Raw genomic sequence first — 22,789 nt, forward strand, 5'->3', positions numbered from 1 at the left:
ACAGGTCCGGCACCGGCCGCCGTCCGGGTGCCTTCCCGGCACCCGGACGGGCCGGGGTCAGGCCGGCGGGAGCAGCCCCGCCGACCGGCTCGCGACCACCGCGCCGACCAGGCCCAGCGCCTGCGCGGCGGGCATCGGGTCGAGCACCCGGCCGTCGCGCAGGCGCAGCGAGACCGAACCGTCGGCCGCCTCCCGGGGGCCCAGAACCCCGGTGTACGGGACGCGGCGGCGGGACGCGTCCCGGATCCGGGCACCCAGCGAACCGGCGTGGTCCACCTCGACGCGCAGCCCGGCCGCCTCGGCCCGGCGGGCCAGCCCGACGGCCGCGTCGGCCTGCGCCGCGTCCACCGGCAGCAGCAGCAACTGCACCGGGGCGTACCAGGCGGGGAAGGCGCCCTCGTACACCTCGATCAGGTACGCGAACAGCCGCTCCATGCTGCCGACGAGGCTCCGGTGCACCATCACCGGCCGTTTCCGGCGGCCGTCCGAGTCGGTGTACGACAGGTCGAACCGCTCCGGCTTGTCGAAGTCGAGCTGGACGGTGGAGATGGTCGACTCCCGGCCGGCCGCGTCCACGATCTGAATGTCGATCTTCGGGCCGTAGAACGCGGCCTCGCCCGGCGCCTCGACGACGTCCACCCCGTCGAGCGCCGCGCGGAGCAGCTCCTCGGCCCGCGCCCAGCCGGCGTCGTCGCCCACGTACCGCTGACCCAGCCCGCGCAGCGACAACCGCAACCTGGCGGGACGGACGCCGAGCGCGGCGTGCGCCTCGCCGATCAGCCGCAGGATCTCGCGGACCTCGTCGCCGACCTGCTCCAGCGCGCAGAAGTTGTGCGCGTCGTTGAGCGAGATGGCGCGCACCCGGGACAGCCCGCCCAGCACCCCGGAACGCTCCGCCCGGTACATGCCGCCCAGCTCGGCGACCCGCAGCGGCAGTTCCCGGTAGGAGCGGCCGCGGGCGCGGAACACCAGCGCGTGGTGCGGGCACAGCGCCGGGCGCAGCACGAACTCGTCGTCGGCGCTCAGCCGCATCGGCGGGAACATGTCGTCGGCGAAGTAGCCCAGGTGCCCGGACAGCTCGAACAGCTCCCGCTTGCCCAGCGGCGGGGAGTAGACGTGCCGGTAGCCGGCCCGGCGCTCCAGCTCCCGGACGTACTCCTCGACGGCGTGCCGGGCGGCGGCGCCGGCCGGCAGCCAGATCGGCAGCCCGGCGCCCGCGAGCGGGTCGGAGACGAACAGCTCCAGGTCCCGGCCGAGCCTGCGGTGGTCGATCATGTCGCTCTCCTTGATCGGGTACGACCCGGAGGCGAGCAGGCCCGGAACGCCGCGAGGCCCCGGAGCGGATCGCCCCGGGGCCTCGTCGACGGAAACGTCAGTGCGGCGCGCCGGGAACACCCGGCGTCGTGGTCACTACCGCGCTGCGCATGCCCGAACGATAGGCACGCGGACATCGACGGCGCACCTGAGTTTCGGAGAGTGGGTGCGGGTCGCCGGCACGGGACCTGCCGGCGACCCGCGGCGGCCCGGTCGTCAGGAACGGGGGACCCGACGACTCCGGTGCCGCGTCCGACCAACGGTACGCCGGGAATCGACGATGCGCCGCCCCGCCCCGGGGCGTGTGCACCGGTGACCCGTCACTCGCGGGCAGGTCGCCTCGTTTCCCATCTACGGCCTGCCGGTGTCGGCTGTCACCGTGCGGTGGGGCCGGTGGTGGTGACGCCGGACACGGCGTCAGGCTCGATCCGGTCGAACGGAGAACCCCGGCGAGGTGGCGGTCGTGGCCGAACTCATCTCTGACGTCGCGTCGCCCATGTGGGCGTACGCGCTGCTGCTGATCCTGCTGATCGCCGACGCCTTCGTCCCGGTGGTGCCGACCCAGCTCGTGATGATCACCAGCGGGGCGCTGACCGTGTACGGCGGGCTCAGCCTGCCGCTGACCATCGCGGTCGGCGCGGCCGGAGTCTTCATCGGTGACCTGGCCTGCTACCTGATCGGCCGCAGCACGCCGACCCGCCGCGCGGCACGCGCCACGCCACCCGGACGGGCACGCCGGGCGGTCACTCGCGTCACCCGTGGGCTGCGCGAACCGGGGCCGCTGGTGATCCTGCTCTGCCGTTTCGTGCCCGGTGGCCGGATGGCGGCCTGCTTCTCGGCCGGACGCAGCCGCTACCCGTACCGGCTGTTCCTGCCCTACGAGGCGGCGGCGGCGCTCGCCTGGTCCAGTTACGGCACGCTCGTCGGCCACCTCGGCGGTACGGCGCTGACCCACTCGGCGTGGCGGCTGCTGCTGATCGGCGGGGTGGCCGCGGCCGGGTTCGCGCTGGCGGGGTGGGCGATGACCTGGATCAGCAGCGCCCGGCAGACCCGCGCCGAGGCCACCGCCGACTCGACCGGCAACTGACGCGGAGTTGACCCGCGCGCTTATAAGTTCCGTTTATATTGACCAGGTGTGGGAGATCAGGCTTCATCCCGAGGTCGAGCGCTGGTTCCTGGACCTGTGCGCGAGTGAACCGAGCACCGCTGACCTCGTCAGCGAGGCACTCGACCTACTGGCGGAGCACGGCCCCGCCCTGGGCCGGCCACTGGTGGACCGACTCAAGGGCAGCGCGTATCACCACATGAAAGAGCTACGACCAGGTTCGAGCGGCGCCTCAGAGGTTCGGATGATCTTCGCGTTCGACCCCTCCCGTGAAGCCATCTTCCTGGTGGCCGGGGACAAGGCGGGGCAGTGGCAGAGTTGGTACCGGCTCGCCATTCCATTGGCGGACGAGCGGTTCCAGGAGCACCTGATCAACTTGAAGGAAGAACAGCCATGAGTGGTGGGGCGAACTGGCGCGACGTCAAGGCGAAAGCCCGAAGTATCGATCCCTCGTGGGACGACAGCGAGCGTGTGGCCAGGCGGGGGCAAATCCGAGAGCAGATGCTGGCTTCGGTCAGCGGCGCGCAGCTGGCGGAGATCCGCAAGCAGCTGGGCATGACCCAGGCCCAGCTGGCGGAAGCGGCCGGTTTGTCTCAGGCACGGATCAGCCAGATCGAAAACGGCGAGAGTGTCAACCTGGACATCCTGCGCGCCTACGTAACCGGCCTGGGCGGCCACCTCGATGTGGTCGCCCGAATCGGGAACATCCGCCTGGACGTGGCCTGACGCGTTCTCGGGGGTCCGGTAGGGGACGACCCGGGTAGCGAAGTGGGTGGTGGTCCCGGATCCGTCTGGGGCGGTTCCGGCGACAGGCTGGCCGTATGCCTGGAACGCGGAGCAGCGGCCTGTTGGCCCTCGGCGGGATCGTCCTGGCGGCGGTGCTCGCGATGATCGGTCACCTGGAGGTGAGCGACGATCTGGATCCCTGGTCGCTGACCGTCAGCGACTTCGCCGTCTCCGATCGGGGCGGCGTCATCGACACCGCGATGGCGGTGCTCGCGGCGGCCAGTGTCGTGCTCCTGCCGGCGCTGCGCCGGGTCGGTGCGGGCCGGGTGCCGCTCGCGCTGCTGACCGCCTGGTCGGCCGGGTTGCTGGCCGCCGCCGTGGTGCCCACGAACGAGCCGGGTACGCCCATGGACATGGCCGCGTACGCGCACCGGTACGCCTCGGTGCTGTCGTTCCTGGCCCTGCCGGTGGCCGGCTGGTTGCTGGCCCGCCACCCGGTCGCCGGAGCCGCCGCCTGGCTGCGCGGACTGACCCTGGCCAGCCTGGTGCTGGCGGGCGCGATGATCTGGTCCGCCTACCCCGGCGACCGGGCCCTGCTCGGCCTGATCGAGCGCCTGCTCATCCTGACCGAGACGGCCCTGCTGGCCACCCTGGCCCTGCACCTCACCCTGACCAGGGTCGTCGATCATGCAGTTGTGGCCCCGCACAGACCGGGCATTCCGGTCGGATCGGGGGCCGCAACTCCATGATCGACGAAAGAAGGTGCGGGACCGGACTACTCCAGCTCGTGGAGCATGAGCTGGCGGGCGGCCTCGGTGATGGAGCCGGACAGGCTCGGGTAGATGGTGATGGTGTGGGCCAGCTCGTTGACGGTGAGGTTGTTCTCCACCGCCATCGTGATCGGCAGGATCAGCTCGCTCGCCTTCGGCGCCACCACCACACCGCCGATCACCTGGCCGCTCGCCGGCCGGCAGAACAGCTTGACGAAGCCGTCGGCCAGGTCGTCCATCTTCGCCCGGGCGTTGCCGGACAGCGGCAGCATCACCTGGCGGGCCGGGGTCTTGCCGGCGTCCACCTCGTCCTGGGAGACGCCGACGGTGGCCAGCTCCGGGTCGGTGAAGACGTTCGCCGCGACGGTACGCAGCCGCAGCGGCCGCACCGCCTCGCCCAGCGCGTGCCACATGGCGATCCGGCCCTGCATGGCCGCGACGCTCGCGAGCGGCAGCACGCCGGTGCAGTCGCCCGCCGCGTAGATGCCCGGCACGTTGGTACGGGAGACCCGGTCGACGGTGACGTAACCGCCCCGGGCCAGCTCCACGCCGTACTCGGCCAGGCCCAGGTCGGCGGTGTTCGGGATCGAGCCGACCGCGATCAGCGCGTGCGATCCGGTCACCTGCCGGCCGTCGGAGAGCACCACCTCGACGCCGTCACCGACGCGGCGGACCGCCTCGGCGCGGGAGTTGTTCAGGATGCTCATGCCCCGGTTGCGGAACACCCGCTCGATCGCCATCGCGGCGTCGGCGTCCTCGTGCGGCATGACCCGGTCGCGGCTGGACACGAGCGTGACCTTGACGCCCATGGCCAGGTACGCGCTGGCGAACTCGGCGCCGGTCACGCCGGAGCCGACCACGATCAGGTGCTCGGGCAGGTCGGGCAGGTCGTACACCTGACGCCAGGTCAGGATGCGCTCACCGTCCGGTACGGCGGTGGGCAACTGGCGGGGGGTCGCGCCGGTCGCCACGAGCACCGTCGACGCGGCGATCGAGTATTCCTCGCCGCCGTCGGCCGGGGTGACGATCACCCGGTGGGTGTGGCCGAGCGTGTCCTCGCCGAGCCGTGCCGTGCCGGCGACGAACTCGACCCCGGCCTTGACCAGCTTGGTGTGGATGTCGGCGGACTGGGCCAGCGCGAGCCGCTTGACCCGCTCGTGCACCGCCCGGGCGTCGACGGTGACCGCCTCCAGGCCGTCGGAGTGCACCCCGAACTCCTCGGTGTCCCGGTAGCCGGTGACCACCTCGGAGCTGGCGATGAACGTCTTGGAGGGCACGCAGTCGGAGAGCACGCAGGCGCCGCCGGCACCCTCCGCCTCGACCACTGTGACATCGGCGTCCAACTGCGCGGCGACCAGAGCCGCCTCGTACCCGGCCGGCCCGCCGCCGATGATCACGATCTGGCTCACAGAGCCATCCCTTCGTTCGCGACTGCGGGGCTCCGCTCCGCTGCACTCCTAGCGCTCACAGCAGTCGCCCCTCGTCTGTGCTCACAGTGACTTTCTTCTCCCCGTCGGGTTCGACACGCACTGTCGTATTCTCCCCCACCCGCCAGCCGGGCTATCGTCGTCGCCGTGCGTCTCTACGCTGCTTACGGCTCGAACCTGGACCCCGCCCGCATGCGCGCCTACTGCCCGCATTCGCCGATGGTGGGCACCGGCTGGCTTGAGGGGTGGCGGCTCACCTTCGCCGGCGAGGACGTCATCGGGTGGGAGGGCTCGGTCAGCACCGTTGTCGAGTCCCCCGGTGACCGGGTGTTCGTGGCGCTCTACGACATCCACCCGTACGACGCCGCGCAGCTCGACGAGATCGAGGGCGTGACCGCCGAGACGTACCGCAGGCTGACCGTCCGCGTCTCGACGCTCGACGGCGACGTGACCGCGTGGGTCTACGTGTTCGACGGGTACGAGGGCGGGCTGCCCACAGCCTGGTACCTCTCGGAGATCGCCAACGCCGCGGAGAAGGCGGGCGCGCCGGACGACTACGTCACCGAGCTGCGGTCCCGCCCCACCGGCACCGCGTCCGCGTAGCGCGTCTCCCACACCCACAGTGTGCGCCGCGCGGCCTGCCGGTCGCTCGTCGACCCCGCTACGGGGGTGCCGGGTCACACCCGCGAGGCGGGCACACTCCGCTCGTACATGTCGGTCCAGCGCTCCTCCACCAGCCCGACGGAGCGGTAGAGCGTGACCGGCGCGGTCGGGTTGGCCAGGTCGACGCCGAGCCCGGCCCCGGCGCGGCCCTTCGCCGCGTAGACCGCGAAGGCCCGGCGCAGCAGCGCCGCGCCCACCCCCCGACGCCGGTACGCGGGCAGCACCGACAGCGTCCGCACCCACCCCAGGCCCTGGTCGAGTGCCTGGTCTGAGGACTGGAGCGCACCGGCCGGCTCGCCGTCGACCTCGGCCAGGAACCACTCGTCCCAGACCTTCCCGTACGACGGCAGCAGGTCCCGCCACTGCTCGAAGTCGAGCGGGTCGTGGTCCGGGGTGTCCCGGAACGCGGTGTCGTAGATCCGGTGGAACAGTCGCATGTCGCTCTCGTCGTCGGCGCGCAGCGGCCGGACGGTCACCCCGGGCGGTGGCGCCGGCTCGGCGGGCAGGCCGGCGAGCGAACGGCTCATCCGGATGTAGCGCTTGATCCGGGTGAACCCGGCCTCGGTCAGCTCACCGGCCCAGCGGGTCTCCGGCGCGTACACGCCGGTGCGGGCGGTCAGCGCGGGCAGGCCGCGCTCGGCGGCCCGTTCGGCGACCCGCTCCAGCAGCCGGGCCAGCAGCGGCGCGCGCAGGTCGGCGCCGCGGTCGGGGTCGACGAGGACGTCCACCCACTCCCGGCCCACCCCGCTCGGGTTGGCCAGGATCGACCAGGCGACCGCCGTACCGTCCGGGTCGGTGACCAGCCAGGAGTCCCGGGCCGGGTCGACGTGGGGCGCGGTCAGCGCGGACCGCACGTCCTCGTCGTCGAAGTCGGGATAGCCCACGGCGAACGTGTCGGCGGCGTGCACCACCGCCAGGATCGCGGGCACGTCGTCGAGGGTCGGGCGGCGGGCCGACCAGCCGGCGGGGAGCGTCACGGGCCAGATCCTGGCAGCCGGACCGGCCGCGTCGCCTCCCATTTATCCGCCGCGGGCGCGCTGCCGCGCGGCGCCGAGCAGACTCAGCAGCTCAGCGCCCTCGGCGGTGCTCAACGCACGGAACGCCGCCGACGCCAGCCGGTCGGTCACCGCCTCGGCCCACAGCCGGCGCCGCACCAGTGGCCCGACCGGCGGGTACGGGGGCACCCAGCCGCACGCGGCCGCGCCCGTCTCGCCCTCCGGCCCGGCCAGCACCGCCTCCAGCGGCGTCAGCCCGGCCGCGCGCACCGCCAGCAGGTACGCCCCGGCGAAGTGCTCACGCAGCAGCAGCATGCCCACAGCCGCCCGCGCACCGGGCGACGGATCGGGCACCGGCATGGCCCGCCAGGCGGCGAACAGCGGCATGCCGCTGCCGTCCGCCGCGTCGACCGCCCGGCTCATCAGCGCGGCGAGCCGGGACGACTCGGCGCCGTCGCCCAGCCGGGCGGTGCCCCACCGGCAGCACTCGGCCAGGTTGGCGGCGGCCACCTCCAGCGGCGGGACGGTCCGCGCGGCGGCGTCCCAGCCGTCGGTGACCGCTTCCGGCGCGATGAAGCCGAGCGCCGCGGCGACCGTCTCGGCGCGGACGTCACCGAGCGCCCCGGCCCGCCCGGTGATGTAGAAGGCCCACCCGGAGATGCCGAGCAGCCGCGCCCGGCGCAGCGTCGACGGGCAGCGGGCGAACGCCTCCCCGAGTTCGAGCACGAGCGGTTTGCAGGCGGCGGCGAGTTGTTCCGGGGTCATCGGCCGCCCGTCGCCGTCACTCCACCGTTGCCATTCATCACGCTCAGTCTGCCGCGTGGTCACCGGTGTCGGCATCCCCCTCTTCGGCGTCCAGCGCCTCCAACACGGCCTCCACCTCACCGGCCCGGCGCCGGGCCGCGGTGACCGCCCGTTCCGCGCCCCGGCGGGCCAGCCGGGCCCGGCTCAGATCCTGCTCGGCCACGGCCCGGCGACGTTCCAACTCGGCCAGTTCGGTCTCGATCCGGTCCAGCGTCGCGGCGCCGTCCCGCTCGGCCGCGTCGGCCGTGGCCAGCTCCTTCTCGGCCCGGTCGAGGTCCGCGCGGGCCCGGGTCAGCTCCCGGGTCGCGGTCCGCCGCCGCCCGGCCCGTTCGGCCCGCGCCGCGCGCTCGTCGCGGGCCCGGCGCGCGTCGGCCCGCTCGGCCGCCCGATCCGGTACGACCGGCGCCTCCTCGCCCCCTGTCACGAGCCGCAGTTGGGGGCGGGGCACCTCGCCGAACCCGGCGTAGTGGCTGGCCCGCAGCAGGCGTCCGGCGCGTACCTGTCCGGCCACCTCGGTGTCGGAGAGCGCGGCGTTGAGTGTCGCCTCCACCTCGCCCAGCGGCAGCTTCCCGGCCGGGGGCGCGGCGGGTTCGGCGGCGGCGAGCCGGCGTACCTCCGCCACCAGCGCGCCCACGACGGCGCGCCGCTGCGCGGACAGTTCCCGGAGCTTGCCGCCGCGCAGGTCGCGCTGCGCGGCGCGCAATGACTCGGCGAGCTGGCTCAGGTCGGCGACCAGCTCGGGCCGGCGGATCGCCAGCAGGTTGACCAGCCAGGCCGCCACTGTGGGGCGGCGCAGCTTGCCGATCTCCCGGGCGGTACGCGGATCGCCGGACTGCCGCGCCTGCGCGACGGCGGCGTCCCGGGCCGCGACGAACCGGTCCGGCGGCGTGGCGTAGAGCTGCCGGATCACCTCCGCGGGCACCTCGGCCATGTTCAGGCGTCGATCCGGGTGCCCGGCTCCAGACGGCGGTAGTCGGTGTTGGACATCGCCGTGTACTGCCGGTCCAGCACGCCGAAGCCGTTGTCGTTGAGCAGCCCGTCGTGCAGCGCGTACGCCCGGCGCGGCGCGACCGCGCGGATGAAGTCGACCACCTCGGAGAACTTCGACCAGGGCGCGTGGATCGGGGCGAACAGCGTGTCCACCTGCACGTCGTCGGGCACGAACAACGCGTCACCCGGGTGGTACACCACGTCGGCGAAGAGGTAGCCGATGTTCTGGATCACCGGGATGTCCGGGTGGATGACCGCGTGCTGCCCGCCGTACGCCCGCACCGGCACCCCGGCGACTGTGAACGACTGTCCGGGCTCGACCGTCACCAGCGCCTCGGCGGCGTCGCCGAGCACTCCGGCGAGCGAGGCGGGGCCGTGCACCGGCACCGGCCGCCGCTCCAGTGCCCGGGTCAGCGCGCCGACGTCCACATGGTCCGGGTGTTCGTGGGTGACCAGCACCGCGTCCGCCCCGTCCAGCGCGGCGGGATCGCTGAAGACACCCGGGTCGACGACGAGCACCGCACCGTCGTGCTCCAGCCGGAGACAGGAGTGGGCGTACTTGGTGACCTGCATCGTGACTCCTCGATTATCGAATCGTGATGTCCTCAGCGCAGTCTGCCGGAACCGGCGCGACCACGCGTCACGTCCGAGGTATCGGTCCCGGTGGGCGGGGCCGTCGACGATCGGAGTACGGGGAATGGGTGGACGACGACTCCGGGGCGTGGCCCTGGTGGCTGTGGGTCTGATAGCGGCGCTGGGTGTGGGCGCCTGCGGGGCGGGCGGCGACAGTGGCAGCGACTCGGCCGCGCCGGCCGCCGACTCGGGCGCGGGACGCGAGCAGGCCGCCGAGGGCGGCGCGGACGGCGGTGGCGCGGACCGCGACCAGGCCGCCCCCGGCGGCACCGGCGGCGCTGACCTGCGGGTCGACCAGCGGTCCATCATCTACACCGGGACCATGCAGGTCCGGGTGGACGATGTGGAGGCCGCCGCGCGGGAGGCGACCACGGCTGTGACAGCGGCCGGCGGGTTCGTCGGCGCGGACCGGCGGTCGAGCCGGGCCGCCGAGGCGCGGGCGGCGCTGACACTGCGCGTGCCGGCGGACCGGTTCAGCGCGGTGATCGACCAGCTCGCCGGCCTCGGCCGGCAGGAGCGCCGGGAGATCCGCACCGAGGACGTCACCGAGCAGGTGGTGGACCTGGACGCCCGGATCGCCACCCAGCGGGCGCGGGTGGAGAGCGCCCGGAAGCTGCTCGCCCGGGCCACCTCGGTGGACGAGTTGGTGCGGCTGGAGAACGAGGTGGGCACCCGGCAGGCGGACCTGGCCTCGTTGGAGGCCCGCAAGCGCCGGCTGGCGGACCTGACCTCGCTCTCCACCATCACCGTGACGTTCCTCGGTCAGGACGCCAGCACCGCCGAGGAGGAGGCCGACCTGGGTTTCCTGGCCGGGCTGGGCGGTGGCTGGACGGCGTTCCTGGCCTCGGCCCGGGTCCTGCTCACAGTGCTCGGCGCGGTGCTGCCCTTCGCGGTCGTGATCGGCGTACCGCTGTGGTTGCTGCTCCTGTGGCGGCGCCGGGTGCGGGCCCGGCGGACGCCGCCGCCCGGGCCGAACCCGGCGGCACCGGTGCCGCCGGGACCGCCCGGCGGTCCGGTCAGCGCGCCGCCGCCAGTGCCCGCAGCGCGGTCTGGACCATGAGGCGTACGCCCGCCTCGATGGCGCGCTCGTCCACGTCGAACGAGGCCCGGTGCAGGTCCACGTTGGGCCCGCTGCGGCCGACGCCGAGGCGGGCGAGCGCGCCCGGCACGTGCTCCAGGTACCAGGAGAAGTCCTCGCCGCCCATGCTCTGCGGCGTCTCGGCGATGCCGTCGGGGCCGAGCGCCGCGGCGGTGGCCGCGGTGAGCACACCGATGGCACCGGCGTCATTGGTCACCGGGGGCCGGCCACGCAGGTATTCCAGGTCGACCGTGGCGCCGGTGGGGGCGAGCACGTCCCGCACCACCTGAGCCACGATCTTGGGTGCCTGGTCCCAGGTGTCGCGGTCCATCACCCGCAGGGTGCCGGCCGCGCACGCCTCGGACGGGATGACGTTGTAACGGGTGCCGGCCGACGCGTGGCCGAACACCAGCAGCAGCCCGCTGTTGGCCGGCACCCGGCGGCTGATCAGCGTCGGCACCTCGGTGACCAGGCGGCCGAGCGCGTCCACCAGGTCGACGGTCAGGTGCGGGCGGGCGGTGTGCCCGCCCGGCCCGGTGAGCCGGACGGTGACGTTGTCGGCGGCGGCGGTGATCGGGCCGACCCGCAGGCCGACCTTGCCCACCGGCAGGTTCGGGTCGCAGTGCAGCGCGAAGATCTGCACCACGTCGTCCAGGCCGCCGGCCTCGATGACCTCCAGCGAGCCGCAGGGCAGGATCTCCTCGGCGGGCTGGAAGATCAGCCGGACCCGGCCGTCGAGCCGGCCCGTGTCGGCGAGCTGGGCGAGCAGCATGCCGACGCCGAGCATCACCGACGTGTGCACGTCGTGGCCGCAGGCGTGGCAGACGCCCTCCACCGTCGAGCGGTACGGCACGTCCTTCGGGTCGCTCAGCGGCAGCGCGTCGATGTCGGCGCGGAGCGCGATCACCGGGCCGTCCGGGCGGCCGTCGATGTCGCAGATGACGCCGTTGCCCTTGGGCAGCAGGCGCGGCTTCAGCCCGGCGAGGGACAGTTCGCGGTGTACCAGGGCGGCCGTCTCGAACTCCTCGCCGGACAGCTCCGGGTGGGAGTGGATGTGACGGCGGGTGGCGATGAGGCCGGGTACGCGCAGCGCGAGCAGATGGTCGAGCTCGAAGGGCAGGGGCTGGTAACCGGTCGGCGCCTCGGGCCGGGACGACGACAGCAGGCCGCCGGAAGGCAGCGTCAACGCACTCGTCACGTCGAATTCTCGATCACTAGAAGTGGATGGATCTTCGGGTCGGACAGCAGACAGCCTAGACCTCCGACGGTGACGCTGCGCAACATCTTTCGCGTAGCGGTCGGACCGCGCAGCGTCACGAATGCCCTGGTGAGAGGGCTCGAATATCTGCGGGACAGCAGGTAGATCGCGGTCGAACGCCGTCATCCGCCTCCCACCTCCTACAACGCGTAACCGTTTCAACGGCCACAAATACCGACCCGTCGTTCCGAATTGTCGCATTAGTCGCGGCAATTAACTGCCGCTCCGACAATTGCACGACAACTGTCGGCTGCCGGAAGACTCCCGACGGTGACACGAGCGCCCGACCGCCGACCGCACACGCTGTCCGTCCCGTTCACCCGTTCCGGTTACCCGAATCGCCGAATCGCACACGCGAAGGCGGCCCGCGCCGCGCACTCAGGGTGCGCGGCGGGGCCGCCGCCGGACGAATCAGAACCGGTCGCTGGGCCGGTAGATCCCCCACACCTCGCGCAGCGTTCCGCAGACCTCGCCGACCGTGGCGCGGGCGCGCAGCGCCTCCTTCATCGGGTAGAGCACGTTGGTGTCCCCCTCGGCGGCGGCACGCAGCTCGGCCAGGGCCCGCTCGACCGCGCCCGAGTCCCGCTCGGCACGCAGCCGGGCCAGCCGCTCGCCCTGCGCCGCCTCGATCGACGGGTCCACCCGCAGCGGCTCGTACGGCTCCTCCTCGTCGATCTGGAACCGGTTGAGTCCGACCACCACCCGCTCGCCCGAGTCGATCTCCTGGGCGATCCGGTACGCGGACTGCTCGATCTCCCGCTTCTGGAACCCGGCCTCGATCGCGTCCACCGCCGAACCGTGGTCGAAGACCCGGTCCATCAGCTCGGTGGCGGCCGCCTCCACCTCGGCGGTCATCGCCTCCACGACGTACGACCCGGCGAACGGGTCGACGGTGGCGGTCAGGTCCGTCTCGTACGCCAGCACCTGCTGGGTCCGCAGCGCCAGCCGGGCCGCCTTCTCGGTGGGCAGCGCGATGGCCTCGTCGAAGCTGTTCGTGTGCAGCGACTGGGTGCCGCCGAGCACCGCGCCGAGGCCCTGCACCGCCACCCGGACCAGGTTCACCTCCGGCTGCTGGGCGGTGAGCTGCACGCCCGCGGTCTGGGTGTGGAACCGCAGCATCATCGACTTCGGGTTCTTCGCGCCGAACTCGTCGCGCATCAGCCGGGCCCAGATCCGCCGGGCCGCGCGGAACTTCGCGACCTCCTCCAGCAGCGTGGTGCGGGCCACGAAGAAGAACGACAGGCGGGGCGCGAAGTCGTCCACGGCCAGCCCGGCGGCGAGCGCCGCGCGGACGTACTCCACGCCGTTGGCGAGCGTGAACGCGACCTCCTGCGCGGGCGAGGCACCGGCCTCGGCCATGTGGTAGCCGGAGATGGAGATGGTGTTCCACTTCGGCACCTCGGCCCGGCAGTAGGCGAAGGTGTCCGCGACCAGCCGCAGCGAGGGCTTCGGCGGGAAGATGTACGTCCCCCGGGCGATGTACTCCTTGAGGATGTCGTTCTGGATCGTGCCGTTGAGTGCCGCCCCGGGCACGCCGTTCTCCTCGGCCACGAGCTGGTAGAGCAGCAGCAGCACCGAGCCGGGCGCGTTGATGGTCATCGAGGTGGAGACCTTGTCCAGCGGAATGCCGCCGAACAGCGTGCGCATGTCCTCGATGGAGTCGATGGCCACGCCGACCTTGCCCACCTCGCCGTGCGCGATCGGGTCGTCCGAGTCGTACCCCATCTGGGTGGGCAGGTCGAACGCGACCGACAGGCCCATGGTGCCGGCGCGCAGCAGCTGGTGGTAGCGCGCGTTGCTCTCGGTCGCCGTGCCGAACCCGGCGTACTGTCGCATGGTCCAGGGCCGGGACGTGTACATCGTCGGGTAGACCCCGCGGGTGTACGGGAACTCGCCCGGCTCGCCCAGCCGGGCGTCCAGGTCCGCCGGAAGGTCTGCCGCCGTGTAGACGCCCTGGATCGGGAAACCCGACTCGCTTGACCGCGCATCGCTCATTACCGGATGGTAGGACGCGCAGACCGCCAGGTGGGTGAGGGATACCGCACACCTCCCGGCGGCGACCCACCGGAGGTGAGCGGCCGACCACATACCGTCGAGTAGGTAAACGCCCGCCGCGTCGGGTTTCGCATCGGGCGTCGGAACCAGCAAGATAGAGGGGTTGTGTCCCAGCCCCCTCGATATCCCCCGGTGGCTTTTCTGTGACTCAGATTCCGACGTGGAGCGGCGGACCGGCCAGTCCCCCCACTGGACGCGCGGCGCCCGGCACCACCATCGGTGGTCGCTACTCGCTGCGCTCCCCCGTGGGCAACGGAGGCATGGGCACGGTCTGGCGGGCCACAGACACGTTGCTGCGCCGTGATGTGGCGGTCAAGGAGGTCGTCCTCCCGCCGGGGCTCGCCCCGAGCGACCGGGACGCGCTCTACGAACGGACGCTGCGGGAGGCCCGTGCCGCCGCCGCGATCCAGCACCCGGCAGTGGTGCAGGTCTACGACGTGGTCACCGAGGGTGGCCGCCCGTGGATCGTGATGGAGCTGCTGGACGCCCGCAGCCTGGCCGACATGGTGATCGAGGACGGGCCGGTCGCGCCGCGCGCCGTCGCCAAGATCGGGATCGCGCTGCTCGGCGCGCTGGAGGTGGCGCACGCGATCGGCGTGCTGCACCGCGACGTCAAGCCGGCCAACGTGCTGATCTGCACCGACGGCCGCTGCGTGCTGACCGACTTCGGCGTCGCCCGGATGCCCACCGACGTGCAGCTCACCACGCCCGGCATGGTGCTCGGCTCGCCGCACTTCATCTCGCCCGAGCGGGCCATGGGCCAGGAGTTCGGGCCGCCGAGCGACCTGTTCTCGCTCGGCGTGACGCTCTACACGGCGGTCGAGGGCCGGCCCCCGTTCGACAAGGGCGACCCGATCGAGACCATGCACGCCGTGGTCGAGGACCCGCCCGCCACGCCGCAGCGCAGCGGCCCGCTGACCGGCGTGCTGATGGGGCTGCTGGAGAAGGACCCGGCCCGCCGGATGGACGTGCACCGGGCCCGGGCCAACCTGCGCGAGCTGCTCGCCGGTCCGCTGACCAGCACCGCCACCGCCGTCAACTCGGTCACCGACCCGTACGCGGTGGTGCCGGTGCCGCGCCCGACCACGCCGCCGGCGATCGCGGCGGAGCCGAAGCCGAGCGGGCAGATCGGCGGCCGGGCGATGATCGGCCCCGACGAGTCGCTCACCGACCGGCTCGCCGCGCTGCGCCGCGGCGAGCGGCCCCAGGCCGAGAAGGCCACTGCGGGAGCCGCCGCGCTCGACGAGACCAGCGCCGACGCGCTGGCCGGCCCGCTGCACACCCCGACCGGCGCGATGTCCGGGCCGGGCACGCCGGAGGCCACCCAGCGCATCTCGCCGGACGCCACGGTCCGGCTCGGCCAGGGCGCCGGAGCGGACGCGACCCAGGCGGTGCCCACCGCTTACGGCCGTACCGTCGACGCCACCCAGCCGGTGTACGGCGGCGGCAACCAGTGGTCGGTGCCCGGCACCGGCCAGGCGTGGACCACCCCGGCCACCGCGCCGGCCGCCGCCGGTGGTGGCGGCGCGCTCGGCAGCGCCAAGGGCCTGCTCGGCCGGGTGAAGGCGTGGCCGCGCAAGGTCCAGCTCGCCGCCGCCGGTGGCCTCGCCGTGGTGCTGCTGGTGAGCGTGATCGCGCTGACCAGCGGCGGCGACGACGCTCCACCGCCGATCGTGGGCACGCTGCCCACCACCTCGGCGGCGGCCGCGCCGGAGATGCAGGAGCGGACCGTCAAGGGCGTCACCATCCAGGTCCCGAAGGGCTGGCAGCAGCAGACCGGCGGCCTCTACGTCGACTACGTCGACCCGGACGACGAGGGCCGCAAGGTGCGGGTCATCGCCGAGAAGTGGGGCGGCACCTCGATCAGCTGGGCCGAGTTCGCCTCGCGGAACCTGAAGAGCAAGACCGCGAACAGCAAGACCTGCCCGGCCCCCTACACCGAGTTGTCAGTCTCCGAGCAGCCACTCGCCGGCCAGACCGCGGGCCAGCTCGAATACACCTGCGGCGAGGGCGAGGCCATGCGGCACGGCATCTGGCGGGGCCTGGTCAAGGACGGCAAGGTCTACTCGTTCTACCTCTCCACGACCGACGCACGATTCGCCGAGAGCAAGCCGATCTTCGACGCGATGGTCGACTCGTTCCAGCTCACGGCGGCCAACTGAGTCGAGGCCGACGGCCAGTGGTGATCCGCCGCCGTGCTTTCATGAGGCAATGGCGGCGGAAACCACTGACCTTGACGACCTTCGCGTACGCGCCGAGCGCTGGCTCGCCGACGACCCGGACCCGGACGACCGCGTCGAGCTGCGCGCGGTTCTCGACGGGCTGCCCGGCACGGCGGCCGACCTGGCCGACCGGTTCGCCGGCCCGCTGACCTTCGGCACCGCCGGGCTGCGCGGCCCGCTGCGGGCCGGGCCCAACGGCATGAACCTCGCCGTGGTCACCCAGGCCGCCGCCGGGCTGGTCGGCTGGCTCGCCGCCCAGGGCGGCGAGGGCCCCCTGGTGATCGGGTACGACGCCCGGCGCGGATCCCGTGCGTTCGCCGAGCGCACCGCGCAGGTGGCCACCGGTGCGGGCCGACAGGCGCTGCTGCTGCCCCGGCCGCTGCCCACGCCCGTGCTGGCGTTCGCGGTCCGGCAGCTCGGCGCGGTCGCCGGGGTGATGGTCACCGCCAGCCACAACCCGCCGCAGGACAACGGCTACAAGGTCTACCTGGGCGCGCAGCTCGGCGGTGAGCTGGGCGCGGGCGCGCAGATCGTGCCGCCCGCCGACGCCGGGATCGAGACGGCCATCCGGGCGGTCGGCCCGCTCGCGGCGGTACCGCTCGGCCCGGCCGGTCAGGTGCTCGGCGACGATCTGGTGACCGCGTACGTCGAGCAGGCCGCCGCCGTGGTGGACCCGGCCGGACCACGGGACCTGAAGGTGGCGTACACGCCGCTGCACGGGGTGGGCGCCGCGGTGCTGACCGCCGCGTTCGCGCGCGCCGGTTTCGGCGTTCCCGGCGTGGTGCCCGAGCAGGCCGAGCCGGACCCGGCGTTCCCGACCGTCAGCTTCCCCAACCCGGAGGAGCCGGGCGCGGTGGACCTGCTGGTCGCGCTCGCCGACCGCACCGGCGCGGACCTGGCCATCGCCAACGACCCGGACGCGGACCGCTGCGCGGTGGCCGTACGCGACGCCGGATCCTGGCGGATGCTGCGCGGCGACGAGGTGGGCGCGCTGCTGGCCGACCACCTGATGCGGCGCGGGGTGACCGGCCTGTACGCCACCACGATCGTGTCCTCGGCGCTGCTGCGGGCCATGGCGGCGGCCCGGGGCCTGCCCTACGACGAGACGCTCACCGGGTTCAAGTGGATCGTCCGGGCCGGCGGGGGCCGGGAGCCGCTGGTGTACGGCTACGAGGAGGCGCTGGGCTACTGCGTCGCGCCGGGTCACGTCCGCGACAAGGACGGCATCACCGCGGCGCTGACTGTCGCCGAGCTGGCCGCTGGTCTCAAGGCCGAGGGCCGTACGCTCCTCGACCGGCTGGACGAGCTCGCCGCCGAGTTCGGCGTGCACCACACCGAGCAGCTCTCGGTCCGGGTGGAGGACCTGCGGGTGATCGCGGACTCGATGGCCCGGATCCGGGCGGCCACCCCGACCGCGCTGCTCGGGCAGCCGGTGACCGAGGCGTCCGACCTGCTGCCCGACGCGGACGTGGTGATCCTGCGCACCGGCGCGGCCCGGGTGGTGATCCGGCCGTCCGGCACCGAGCCGAAGCTCAAGGCGTACCTGGAGGTGGTGGAGCCGGTGGGCGGCGGCGACGTGCCCGCGGCCCGGCAGCGCGCGCGGGCCGCCGTGGCCGAGCTGCGCAACGAGATCGCCGCCGCCCTGGGGCTCTGACGGCCCGGTGCGTCCGTCGTCGCTCCGGCGGCGACGGACGCACCGGTCAACGGCCTCAGCTCGCGGCGGGCCGCTTGCCGAGGGCGGCGTCCACGGCCTGGCCCAGCGCGGCGATGACCAGGCTGATCGACGGGCGAACCACGCTGTCGTCCAGGCTGACGGTGCCGGAGAACCCGGCGCCGGCGGCGATCTCCTCCAGGCGCCGGCCGGCGTCCTCGGCGGCCGGGCCGGTCAGCCCCAGCGCGGGTTCCATCCGCAGCACCGCGACGAGCGTGGCCAGCGCGGCGGTCCGCTCGTCCGGGAGCTGTCCGCTGGTCAGCGCGTCGGCCAGCCGCTGCCGGATGTCCGCCTCGACCGAGGCGTCGGCCACCGGGTAGCGGTGCACGTGGATGAAGCCCAGCTCGGTCTCGTCCACGTCCCGCACCACGCCCCGGCCGCAGAGGTCGGAGAGGATCCGGTCGCGCAGCCCGTGCCGCAGCCGCTGCACCCACGACGACGGCGTGTGCGGGGTGTCCGCGGCGATCTTGGCGAGGACGGCGTCCGCGATCGGCTCGCCGGTCGGGGCCGGGTCGACCACCGCCAGGTTCCCGTCCGCGTACGCGACCCGTCCGGCCAGGGCCAGCTCGACCAGCACGGCGGCGGCCATGCCCAGGTCGAGGCTGATCCGCGGCATGGTGGCCTTGCCGGTTTCGTCGTCATACGCGAGGAGCAGCAGCTCCTCGGCGAGCGCAACACCAGTCATGGCCCGGAACGCTAGCGCCTCCCCGCACCCCCGCGCATCAACTCGCCGGGGCCGCCCGATTCACGCCGAGAGGGCCCCTTCCACGCGGGAAGGAGCCCTCGCCGGATCCGGGGTCGCGGGGTCGAACCGGCTTCCCGGACGGCCGGGTCAGAAGCGGGGCATGCCGCCGAACTGGCGGTCGCCCGCGTCACCCAGGCCGGGGACGATGAACTTCGAGTCGTTCAGGCCCTCGTCGATCGAGGCGGTGACCAGGCGCAGCGGCAGGCCGGAGCGCTCCAGCCGCTCGATGCCGACCGGGGCGGCCAGCACGCACAGCACCGTGATGTCGGTGCAGCCGCGGTCGGCGAGCAGCCGGCAGCAGTGCTCCAGCGAGCCGCCGGTGGCGAGCATCGGGTCGAGCACCAGCACCGGCAGGCCGGCGAGGTCACGCGGCAGCGACTCCATGTACGCGCGAGGCTCGTACGTCTCCTCGTCGCGGGCCAGGCCGACGAAGCCCATCGACGACTCGGGCAGCAGGCCGAGCGCGGCGTCGGCCATGCCGAGACCGGCCCGCAGCACCGGCACCAGCAGCGGCGGGTTCGCCAGCCGGCTGCCCTCGGTGGCGGTGACCGGGGTCTGGATCGAGTACTTCTCGACCGGGAAGGAGCGCGCGGCCTCGTACACCAGCATGGTGGTGAGTTCGCGCAGCGCGGCCCGGAACGACGACGAGTCGGTCCGGGCGTCCCGCATGGCGGTCAGCCGCGTCTGGGCGAGCGGATGGTCAATGACGGTTACGTCCACGATCGCTCAACCTACCGTTCGCCGGCCGGGCGCAGGGCGGGTGCGGTACGACCAGCGACACCGCTCACGTATGACGCTCACGACCGGTCGATCGTGAGCAAGATCACTCGACTCGCGGGTGCGTACTATTCGGGGCATGACGGCGACAACGACGTCGGCCCGGTCGGACCTCACCGAGCTGGGACGATCCGAGACCGCTCTGCGGACCTTCCTGCACGGCCTGCCCGGCGTGGACCAGGTCGGCGCGGAGCAGCGGGCGGCGCAACTCGGCACCCGCTCCATCAAGACCACCGCCAAGGCTGAGGCGATCGACCTGGCGATCCGGATGGTCGACCTGACCACCCTGGAAGGGGCGGACACCCCGGGCAAGGTGCGGGCGCTGGCCGCCAAGGCGCTGCGCCCCGACCCGGCCGACCCGAGCTGCCCGCACGTCGGCGCCGTCTGCGTCTACCCGTCGATGGTTCCGTACGTGGCCGAGGTGCTGCGCGGCAGCGGCGTGCACCTGGCCAGCGTGGCGACCGCGTTCCCGTCCGGCCAGGCGCCGCTGGAGATCAAGCTCGCCGACGTGCGGGCGGCGGTCGAGGCCGGCGCCGACGAGATCGACATGGTGATCAACCGGGGCGCGTTCCTGGCCGGGCGCTACTCCGAGGTCTACGACGAGATCGTCGCCACCAAGCAGGCGTGCGGGGACGCACACCTCAAGGTGATCCTGGAGACCGGCGAGCTGGCCACGTACGACAACGTGCGGCGCGCATCATGGCTCGCCATGCTGGCCGGCGGCGACTTCATCAAGACCTCCACCGGCAAGGTCCCGGTCGCGGCGACCCTGCCGGTGACGCTGGTCATGCTGGAGGCGGTCCGCGACTTCCGCGCCGCCACCGGGCGTCAGGTCGGCGTGAAGCCGGCCGGTGGCATCAAGACCACCAAGGACGCGATCAAGTACCTGGTCATGGTCAACGAGACGGTCGGCGCCGACTGGCTCAGCCCGGACTGGTTCCGGTTCGGCGCGTCCAGCCTGCTCAACGACCTGCTCATGCAGCGCACCAAGCTGACGACCGGCGTCTACGCCGGCCCCGACTACTTCACCCTGGACTGAACGCGATGTTCGAATACGCTCCCGCCCCCGAGTCCCGCTCGGTGGTGGACATCAAGCCCTCGTACGGGCTCTTCGTCGACGGCGCGTTCGTCGACCCGGCCTCCGGCGGCAGCTTCAAGTCGGTGAACCCGGCCTCCGAGGAGGTGCTGGCCGAGATCGCCGAGGCGGACGCCGACGACGTGGACCGCGCGGTCCGCGCCGCCCGGACCGCGTACGAGAAGGTCTGGGGTCCGATGCCGGGCCGGGACCGGGCCAAGTACCTGTTCCGGATCGCCCGGATCATCCAGGAGCGCTCACGCGAGCTGGCGGTGCTGGAGTCGCTGGACAACGGCAAGCCGATCAAGGAGTCCCGCGACGTCGACCTGCCGCTGGTCGCCGCGCACTTCTTCTACTACGCGGGCTGGGCCGACAAACTCCCCCACGCGGGTTTCGGCCCCGACCCGAAGCCGCTGGGCGTGGCCGCGCAGGTCATCCCGTGGAACTTCCCGCTGCTCATGCTGGCGTGGAAGATCGCCCCGGCGCTTGCCGCCGGCAACACGGTGGTGCTCAAGCCCGCCGAGACCACCCCGCTCACCGCGCTGCTGTTCGCCGAGATCTGCCAGCAGGCCGACCTGCCGGCCGGCGTGGTGAACATCGTCACCGGCGCCGGCGACACCGGCCGAGCGCTGGTCGAGCACCCGGGCGTGGACAAGGTCGCGTTCACCGGCTCCACCGAGGTCGGCCGCGCCATCGCCCGCTCGGTCGCCGGCACCCGCAAGAAGCTCACGCTGGAGCTGGGCGGCAAGGCCGCGAACATCGTCTTCGACGACGCCCCGATCGACCAGGCCGTCGAGGGCATCGTCAACGGCATCTTCTTCAACCAGGGCCACGTCTGCTGCGCCGGTTCCCGGCTGCTGGTCCAGGAGTCGGTCGCCGACCGTGTCCTGGAGTCGCTCAAGCGCCGGATGGCCCAGCTCCGGGTCGGCGACCCGCTGGACAAGAACACCGACATCGGCGCGATCAACTCGGCCGAGCAGCTCGCCCGGATCCGGGAGCTGTCCGACGCCGGGTCCGCCGAGGGCGCGGAGCGCTGGTCGCCGCCGTGCGAGCTGCCCGAGCGCGGCTTCTGGTTCGCGCCGACCATCTTCACCGGCGTCACCCAGGCGCACCGGATCGCCCGCGAGGAGATCTTCGGCCCGGTGCTGTCGGTGCTGACGTTCCGCACCCCGGCGGAGGCCGTCGAGAAGGCCAACAACACGCCGTACGGGCTGTCGGCCGGGATCTGGACCGACAAGGGATCCCGGATCCTGTGGCTGGCCGACCGGCTGCGCGCGGGCGTGGTGTGGGCCAACACGTTCAACAAGTTCGACCCGACCTCACCGTTCGGCGGTTACAAGGAGTCGGGCTACGGTCGCGAGGGCGGCCGGCACGGGCTGGAGGGATACCTCAATGTCTGAGCGGGTCGCGGTACGCAAGACGTACAAGCTCTTCATCGGCGGGAAGTTCCCGCGCAGCGAGTCGGGACGGTCGTATCTCGTGCAATCCGCGAACGTGTCTCTTGCCTCCCGGAAGGACGCGCGGGACGCGGTCGTGGCCGCCCGCGCCGCGGTGAAGGGCTGGGCCGGGGCGACCGCGTACAACAGGGGTCAGATCCTCTACCGGGTCGCCGAGATGCTGGAGGGCCGGCGCGAGCAGTTCGTCGCCCTGGGCGTCCCGGCCGACGAGGTGGACGCGGCGATCGACCGCTGGGTCTGGTACGCGGGCTGGTCCGACAAGCTGTCCCAGGTGTACGGCGGCGCCAACCCGGTGGCCGGCCCGTACTTCAACCTGTCCGCGCCGGAGCCGACGGGCGTGGTGGCGGCGGTGGCCCCCGAGGAGCCCGCGCTGCTCGGCCTGATGAGCGTGATCGCCCCGGCGATCGTCACCGGCAACACGGTGGTGGTGGCCGCCTCCCCGGCGGCGCCGCTGGCGGCGGTGACGCTGGCCGAGGTGCTCGCGACCTCCGACCTGCCCGGCGGGGTGGTCAACATCCTCACCGGCCGGCTGACCGAGACCGTGCCGACGCTCGCCGCGCACATGGACGTCAACGCGATCGACCTGACCGGTGTCGTCGACGCCGAGCTGGCCGCCGACCTGGAGATCAAGGCCGCGGAGAACCTCAAGCGGGTGCTGCGTCCGGCCCCGGCCGACCACGACTGGTACGCCGACCCCGGCATCACCCGGATGACCACGCTGCTGGAGACCAAGACCGTCTGGCACCCGAAGGGCGTCTGACCGAGGGCAGCCCGGTCCGGCCCCGTCCCCACCGTCGTCCACCCTCGTCCACCCTCGACCACCGAGATCAACACCAGCTCCGCGAAGTGGCCACATCGACCAGCCGGGACGGCACCACCTCGCCGAGCCGGTGTTGATCTCACCGAGGGCGCCCGCCTGGGACGGGCAAGATCAACACCAGCACCCCGAGGTGGCTGCATCGACCCGCCCCGGACCGCACCACC

General features: G+C 73.0%; 21 protein-coding genes. 11 read left to right on the forward strand and 10 right to left on the reverse strand.

The genetic code is table 11. From position 1 onward, the window contains the following. Positions 1 to 57: 57 nt before the first annotated feature. The gene (thrS, locus tag EAD96_RS12210) at positions 58 to 1,275 is read right to left on the reverse strand and encodes a threonine--tRNA ligase (RefSeq protein WP_121684333.1); all 1,218 of its coding nucleotides are present in this window, start codon (positions 1,273 to 1,275) and stop codon (positions 58 to 60) included. Between the two features lie 502 nt (positions 1,276 to 1,777). Between thrS and EAD96_RS12215 the strand changes: the two genes are divergently transcribed. The 4 genes from EAD96_RS12215 to EAD96_RS12230 all read left to right on the forward strand — a co-directional run bounded on the left by EAD96_RS12215 (position 1,778) and on the right by EAD96_RS12230 (position 3,894). Beyond that, positions 1,778 to 2,401, forward strand: coding sequence for a DedA family protein (locus EAD96_RS12215; protein WP_121684346.1), 624 nt, complete (start codon positions 1,778 to 1,780; stop codon positions 2,399 to 2,401). Between the two features lie 88 nt (positions 2,402 to 2,489). Continuing rightward, a complete protein-coding gene (locus EAD96_RS12220) occupies positions 2,490 to 2,816 on the forward strand; it encodes a type II toxin-antitoxin system RelE/ParE family toxin (RefSeq protein WP_233585675.1) in 327 nt (108 codons plus the stop codon). Beyond that, the gene (locus EAD96_RS12225) at positions 2,813 to 3,145 is read left to right on the forward strand and encodes a helix-turn-helix domain-containing protein (protein ID WP_121684334.1); all 333 of its coding nucleotides are present in this window, start codon (positions 2,813 to 2,815) and stop codon (positions 3,143 to 3,145) included. Before EAD96_RS12220 ends, EAD96_RS12225 begins: the two co-directional genes overlap by 4 nt. 95 nt (positions 3,146 to 3,240) lie before the next feature. After that, the gene (locus EAD96_RS12230; protein ID WP_121684335.1) at positions 3,241 to 3,894 is read left to right on the forward strand and encodes a DUF998 domain-containing protein; all 654 of its coding nucleotides are present in this window, start codon (positions 3,241 to 3,243) and stop codon (positions 3,892 to 3,894) included. Positions 3,895 to 3,920: 26 nt separating this feature from the next. Here EAD96_RS12230 and EAD96_RS12235 read toward each other — a convergent pair whose 3' ends face one another. After that, entirely contained in the window at positions 3,921 to 5,324 is a 1,404-nt protein-coding gene (locus EAD96_RS12235) for an NAD(P)H-quinone dehydrogenase (protein ID WP_120571662.1), read from the reverse strand. A 165-nt stretch (positions 5,325 to 5,489) separates the two neighbouring features. Here EAD96_RS12235 and EAD96_RS12240 point away from each other — a divergent pair, with 165 nt between their 5' ends. After that, positions 5,490 to 5,945, forward strand: a complete 456-nt coding sequence (locus tag EAD96_RS12240) for a gamma-glutamylcyclotransferase (RefSeq protein ID WP_013284020.1) — start codon at positions 5,490 to 5,492, stop codon at positions 5,943 to 5,945. A 74-nt stretch (positions 5,946 to 6,019) separates the two neighbouring features. Here EAD96_RS12240 and EAD96_RS12245 read toward each other — a convergent pair whose 3' ends face one another. The 4 genes from EAD96_RS12245 to EAD96_RS12260 are packed head-to-tail and all read right to left on the reverse strand — an operon-like array spanning position 6,020 to position 9,367. Continuing rightward, a complete protein-coding gene (locus EAD96_RS12245) occupies positions 6,020 to 6,982 on the reverse strand; it encodes a GNAT family N-acetyltransferase (protein ID WP_120573978.1) in 963 nt (320 codons plus the stop codon). Positions 6,983 to 7,024: 42 nt separating this feature from the next. Next, positions 7,025 to 7,765 (reverse strand): hypothetical protein, encoded by a 741-nt coding sequence (locus tag EAD96_RS12250; protein WP_121684336.1) that lies wholly within the window; start codon positions 7,763 to 7,765, stop codon positions 7,025 to 7,027. A gap of 43 nt (positions 7,766 to 7,808) precedes the next feature. Beyond that, positions 7,809 to 8,735, reverse strand: a complete 927-nt coding sequence (locus EAD96_RS12255) for a hypothetical protein (protein WP_121684337.1) — start codon at positions 8,733 to 8,735, stop codon at positions 7,809 to 7,811. A gap of 2 nt (positions 8,736 to 8,737) precedes the next feature. Continuing rightward, on the reverse strand, positions 8,738 to 9,367 hold the full coding sequence (locus EAD96_RS12260) for an MBL fold metallo-hydrolase (protein WP_121684338.1): 630 nt from the start codon (positions 9,365 to 9,367) through the stop codon (positions 8,738 to 8,740). 124 nt (positions 9,368 to 9,491) lie between these two features. Here EAD96_RS12260 and EAD96_RS12265 point away from each other — a divergent pair, with 124 nt between their 5' ends. Beyond that, complete coding sequence (locus EAD96_RS12265) at positions 9,492 to 10,487, forward strand: DUF4349 domain-containing protein (RefSeq protein ID WP_121684339.1); 996 nt, start codon at positions 9,492 to 9,494, stop codon at positions 10,485 to 10,487. Here the strand turns inward: EAD96_RS12265 and EAD96_RS12270 are convergent. After that, entirely contained in the window at positions 10,444 to 11,703 is a 1,260-nt protein-coding gene (locus EAD96_RS12270) for an amidohydrolase (protein ID WP_120571667.1), read from the reverse strand. The two genes, EAD96_RS12265 and EAD96_RS12270, sit on opposite strands and share 44 nt — an antisense overlap. Positions 11,704 to 12,174: 471 nt before the next feature. Then, a complete protein-coding gene (locus EAD96_RS12275) occupies positions 12,175 to 13,758 on the reverse strand; it encodes a methylmalonyl-CoA mutase (RefSeq protein ID WP_121684340.1) in 1,584 nt (527 codons plus the stop codon). 203 nt (positions 13,759 to 13,961) lie between these two features. Between EAD96_RS12275 and EAD96_RS12280 the strand changes: the two genes are divergently transcribed. Both EAD96_RS12280 and EAD96_RS12285 read left to right on the forward strand, forming a co-directional pair. Beyond that, a complete protein-coding gene (locus tag EAD96_RS12280; RefSeq protein ID WP_120571669.1) occupies positions 13,962 to 15,980 on the forward strand; it encodes a serine/threonine-protein kinase in 2,019 nt (672 codons plus the stop codon). A gap of 49 nt (positions 15,981 to 16,029) precedes the next feature. After that, the gene (locus tag EAD96_RS12285; protein ID WP_121684341.1) at positions 16,030 to 17,694 is read left to right on the forward strand and encodes a phospho-sugar mutase; all 1,665 of its coding nucleotides are present in this window, start codon (positions 16,030 to 16,032) and stop codon (positions 17,692 to 17,694) included. Positions 17,695 to 17,749: 55 nt separating this feature from the next. Here the strand turns inward: EAD96_RS12285 and EAD96_RS12290 are convergent, their stop codons facing one another. Together EAD96_RS12290 and upp are read right to left on the reverse strand one after the other, a co-directional pair. Next, entirely contained in the window at positions 17,750 to 18,436 is a 687-nt protein-coding gene (locus EAD96_RS12290; RefSeq protein ID WP_120571671.1) for a GPP34 family phosphoprotein, read from the reverse strand. A 147-nt stretch (positions 18,437 to 18,583) separates the two neighbouring features. Beyond that, positions 18,584 to 19,216, reverse strand: a complete 633-nt coding sequence (upp, locus tag EAD96_RS12295; RefSeq protein ID WP_120571672.1) for a uracil phosphoribosyltransferase — start codon at positions 19,214 to 19,216, stop codon at positions 18,584 to 18,586. Positions 19,217 to 19,352: 136 nt separating this feature from the next. On the opposite strand from upp, the gene deoC reads away from it, so the two are divergent. Genes deoC through EAD96_RS12310 form a run of 3 tightly spaced genes read left to right on the forward strand, consistent with a single transcriptional unit; the run spans position 19,353 to position 22,565 of the window. Further along, the gene (deoC, locus tag EAD96_RS12300; RefSeq protein ID WP_121684342.1) at positions 19,353 to 20,312 is read left to right on the forward strand and encodes a deoxyribose-phosphate aldolase; all 960 of its coding nucleotides are present in this window, start codon (positions 19,353 to 19,355) and stop codon (positions 20,310 to 20,312) included. Positions 20,313 to 20,317: 5 nt separating this feature from the next. Then, positions 20,318 to 21,748 (forward strand): aldehyde dehydrogenase family protein, encoded by a 1,431-nt coding sequence (locus tag EAD96_RS12305; protein WP_121684343.1) that lies wholly within the window; start codon positions 20,318 to 20,320, stop codon positions 21,746 to 21,748. Continuing rightward, positions 21,741 to 22,565 carry an aldehyde dehydrogenase family protein gene (locus tag EAD96_RS12310; RefSeq protein ID WP_121684344.1) on the forward strand — a complete coding sequence of 275 codons (825 nt, stop codon included), beginning with the start codon at positions 21,741 to 21,743 and terminating at the stop codon, positions 22,563 to 22,565. The genes EAD96_RS12305 and EAD96_RS12310 overlap by 8 nt, the downstream gene beginning before the upstream one ends. The last annotated feature ends 224 nt before the right edge of the window (positions 22,566 to 22,789 follow it).

Source organism: Micromonospora sp. BL1 (assembly GCF_003667485.1).
Lineage (GTDB): Bacteria > Actinomycetota > Actinomycetes > Mycobacteriales > Micromonosporaceae > Micromonospora > Micromonospora tulbaghiae.

Bases quoted from the DNA above. Each gene is read 5' to 3' on its own strand.
- EAD96_RS12230 (WP_121684335.1), top strand. From the start codon at position 3,241: ATGCCTGGAACGCGGAGCAGCGGCCTGTTGGCCCTCGGCGGGATCGTC.
- EAD96_RS12290 (WP_120571671.1), bottom strand. From the start codon at position 18,436: ATGACTGGTGTTGCGCTCGCCGAGGAGCTGCTGCTCCTCGCGTATGAC.
- deoC (WP_121684342.1), top strand. From the start codon at position 19,353: ATGACGGCGACAACGACGTCGGCCCGGTCGGACCTCACCGAGCTGGGA.
- EAD96_RS12305 (WP_121684343.1), top strand. From the start codon at position 20,318: ATGTTCGAATACGCTCCCGCCCCCGAGTCCCGCTCGGTGGTGGACATC.
- EAD96_RS12310 (WP_121684344.1), top strand. From the start codon at position 21,741: ATGTCTGAGCGGGTCGCGGTACGCAAGACGTACAAGCTCTTCATCGGC.
- EAD96_RS12225 (WP_121684334.1), top strand. From the start codon at position 2,813: ATGAGTGGTGGGGCGAACTGGCGCGACGTCAAGGCGAAAGCCCGAAGT.
- EAD96_RS12285 (WP_121684341.1), top strand. From the start codon at position 16,030: ATGGCGGCGGAAACCACTGACCTTGACGACCTTCGCGTACGCGCCGAG.
- EAD96_RS12265 (WP_121684339.1), top strand. From the start codon at position 9,492: ATGGGTGGACGACGACTCCGGGGCGTGGCCCTGGTGGCTGTGGGTCTG.
- EAD96_RS12275 (WP_121684340.1), bottom strand. From the start codon at position 13,758: ATGAGCGATGCGCGGTCAAGCGAGTCGGGTTTCCCGATCCAGGGCGTC.
- EAD96_RS12255 (WP_121684337.1), bottom strand. From the start codon at position 8,735: ATGGCCGAGGTGCCCGCGGAGGTGATCCGGCAGCTCTACGCCACGCCG.
- EAD96_RS12250 (WP_121684336.1), bottom strand. From the start codon at position 7,765: ATGACCCCGGAACAACTCGCCGCCGCCTGCAAACCGCTCGTGCTCGAA.
- EAD96_RS12260 (WP_121684338.1), bottom strand. From the start codon at position 9,367: ATGCAGGTCACCAAGTACGCCCACTCCTGTCTCCGGCTGGAGCACGAC.
- thrS (WP_121684333.1), bottom strand. From the start codon at position 1,275: ATGATCGACCACCGCAGGCTCGGCCGGGACCTGGAGCTGTTCGTCTCC.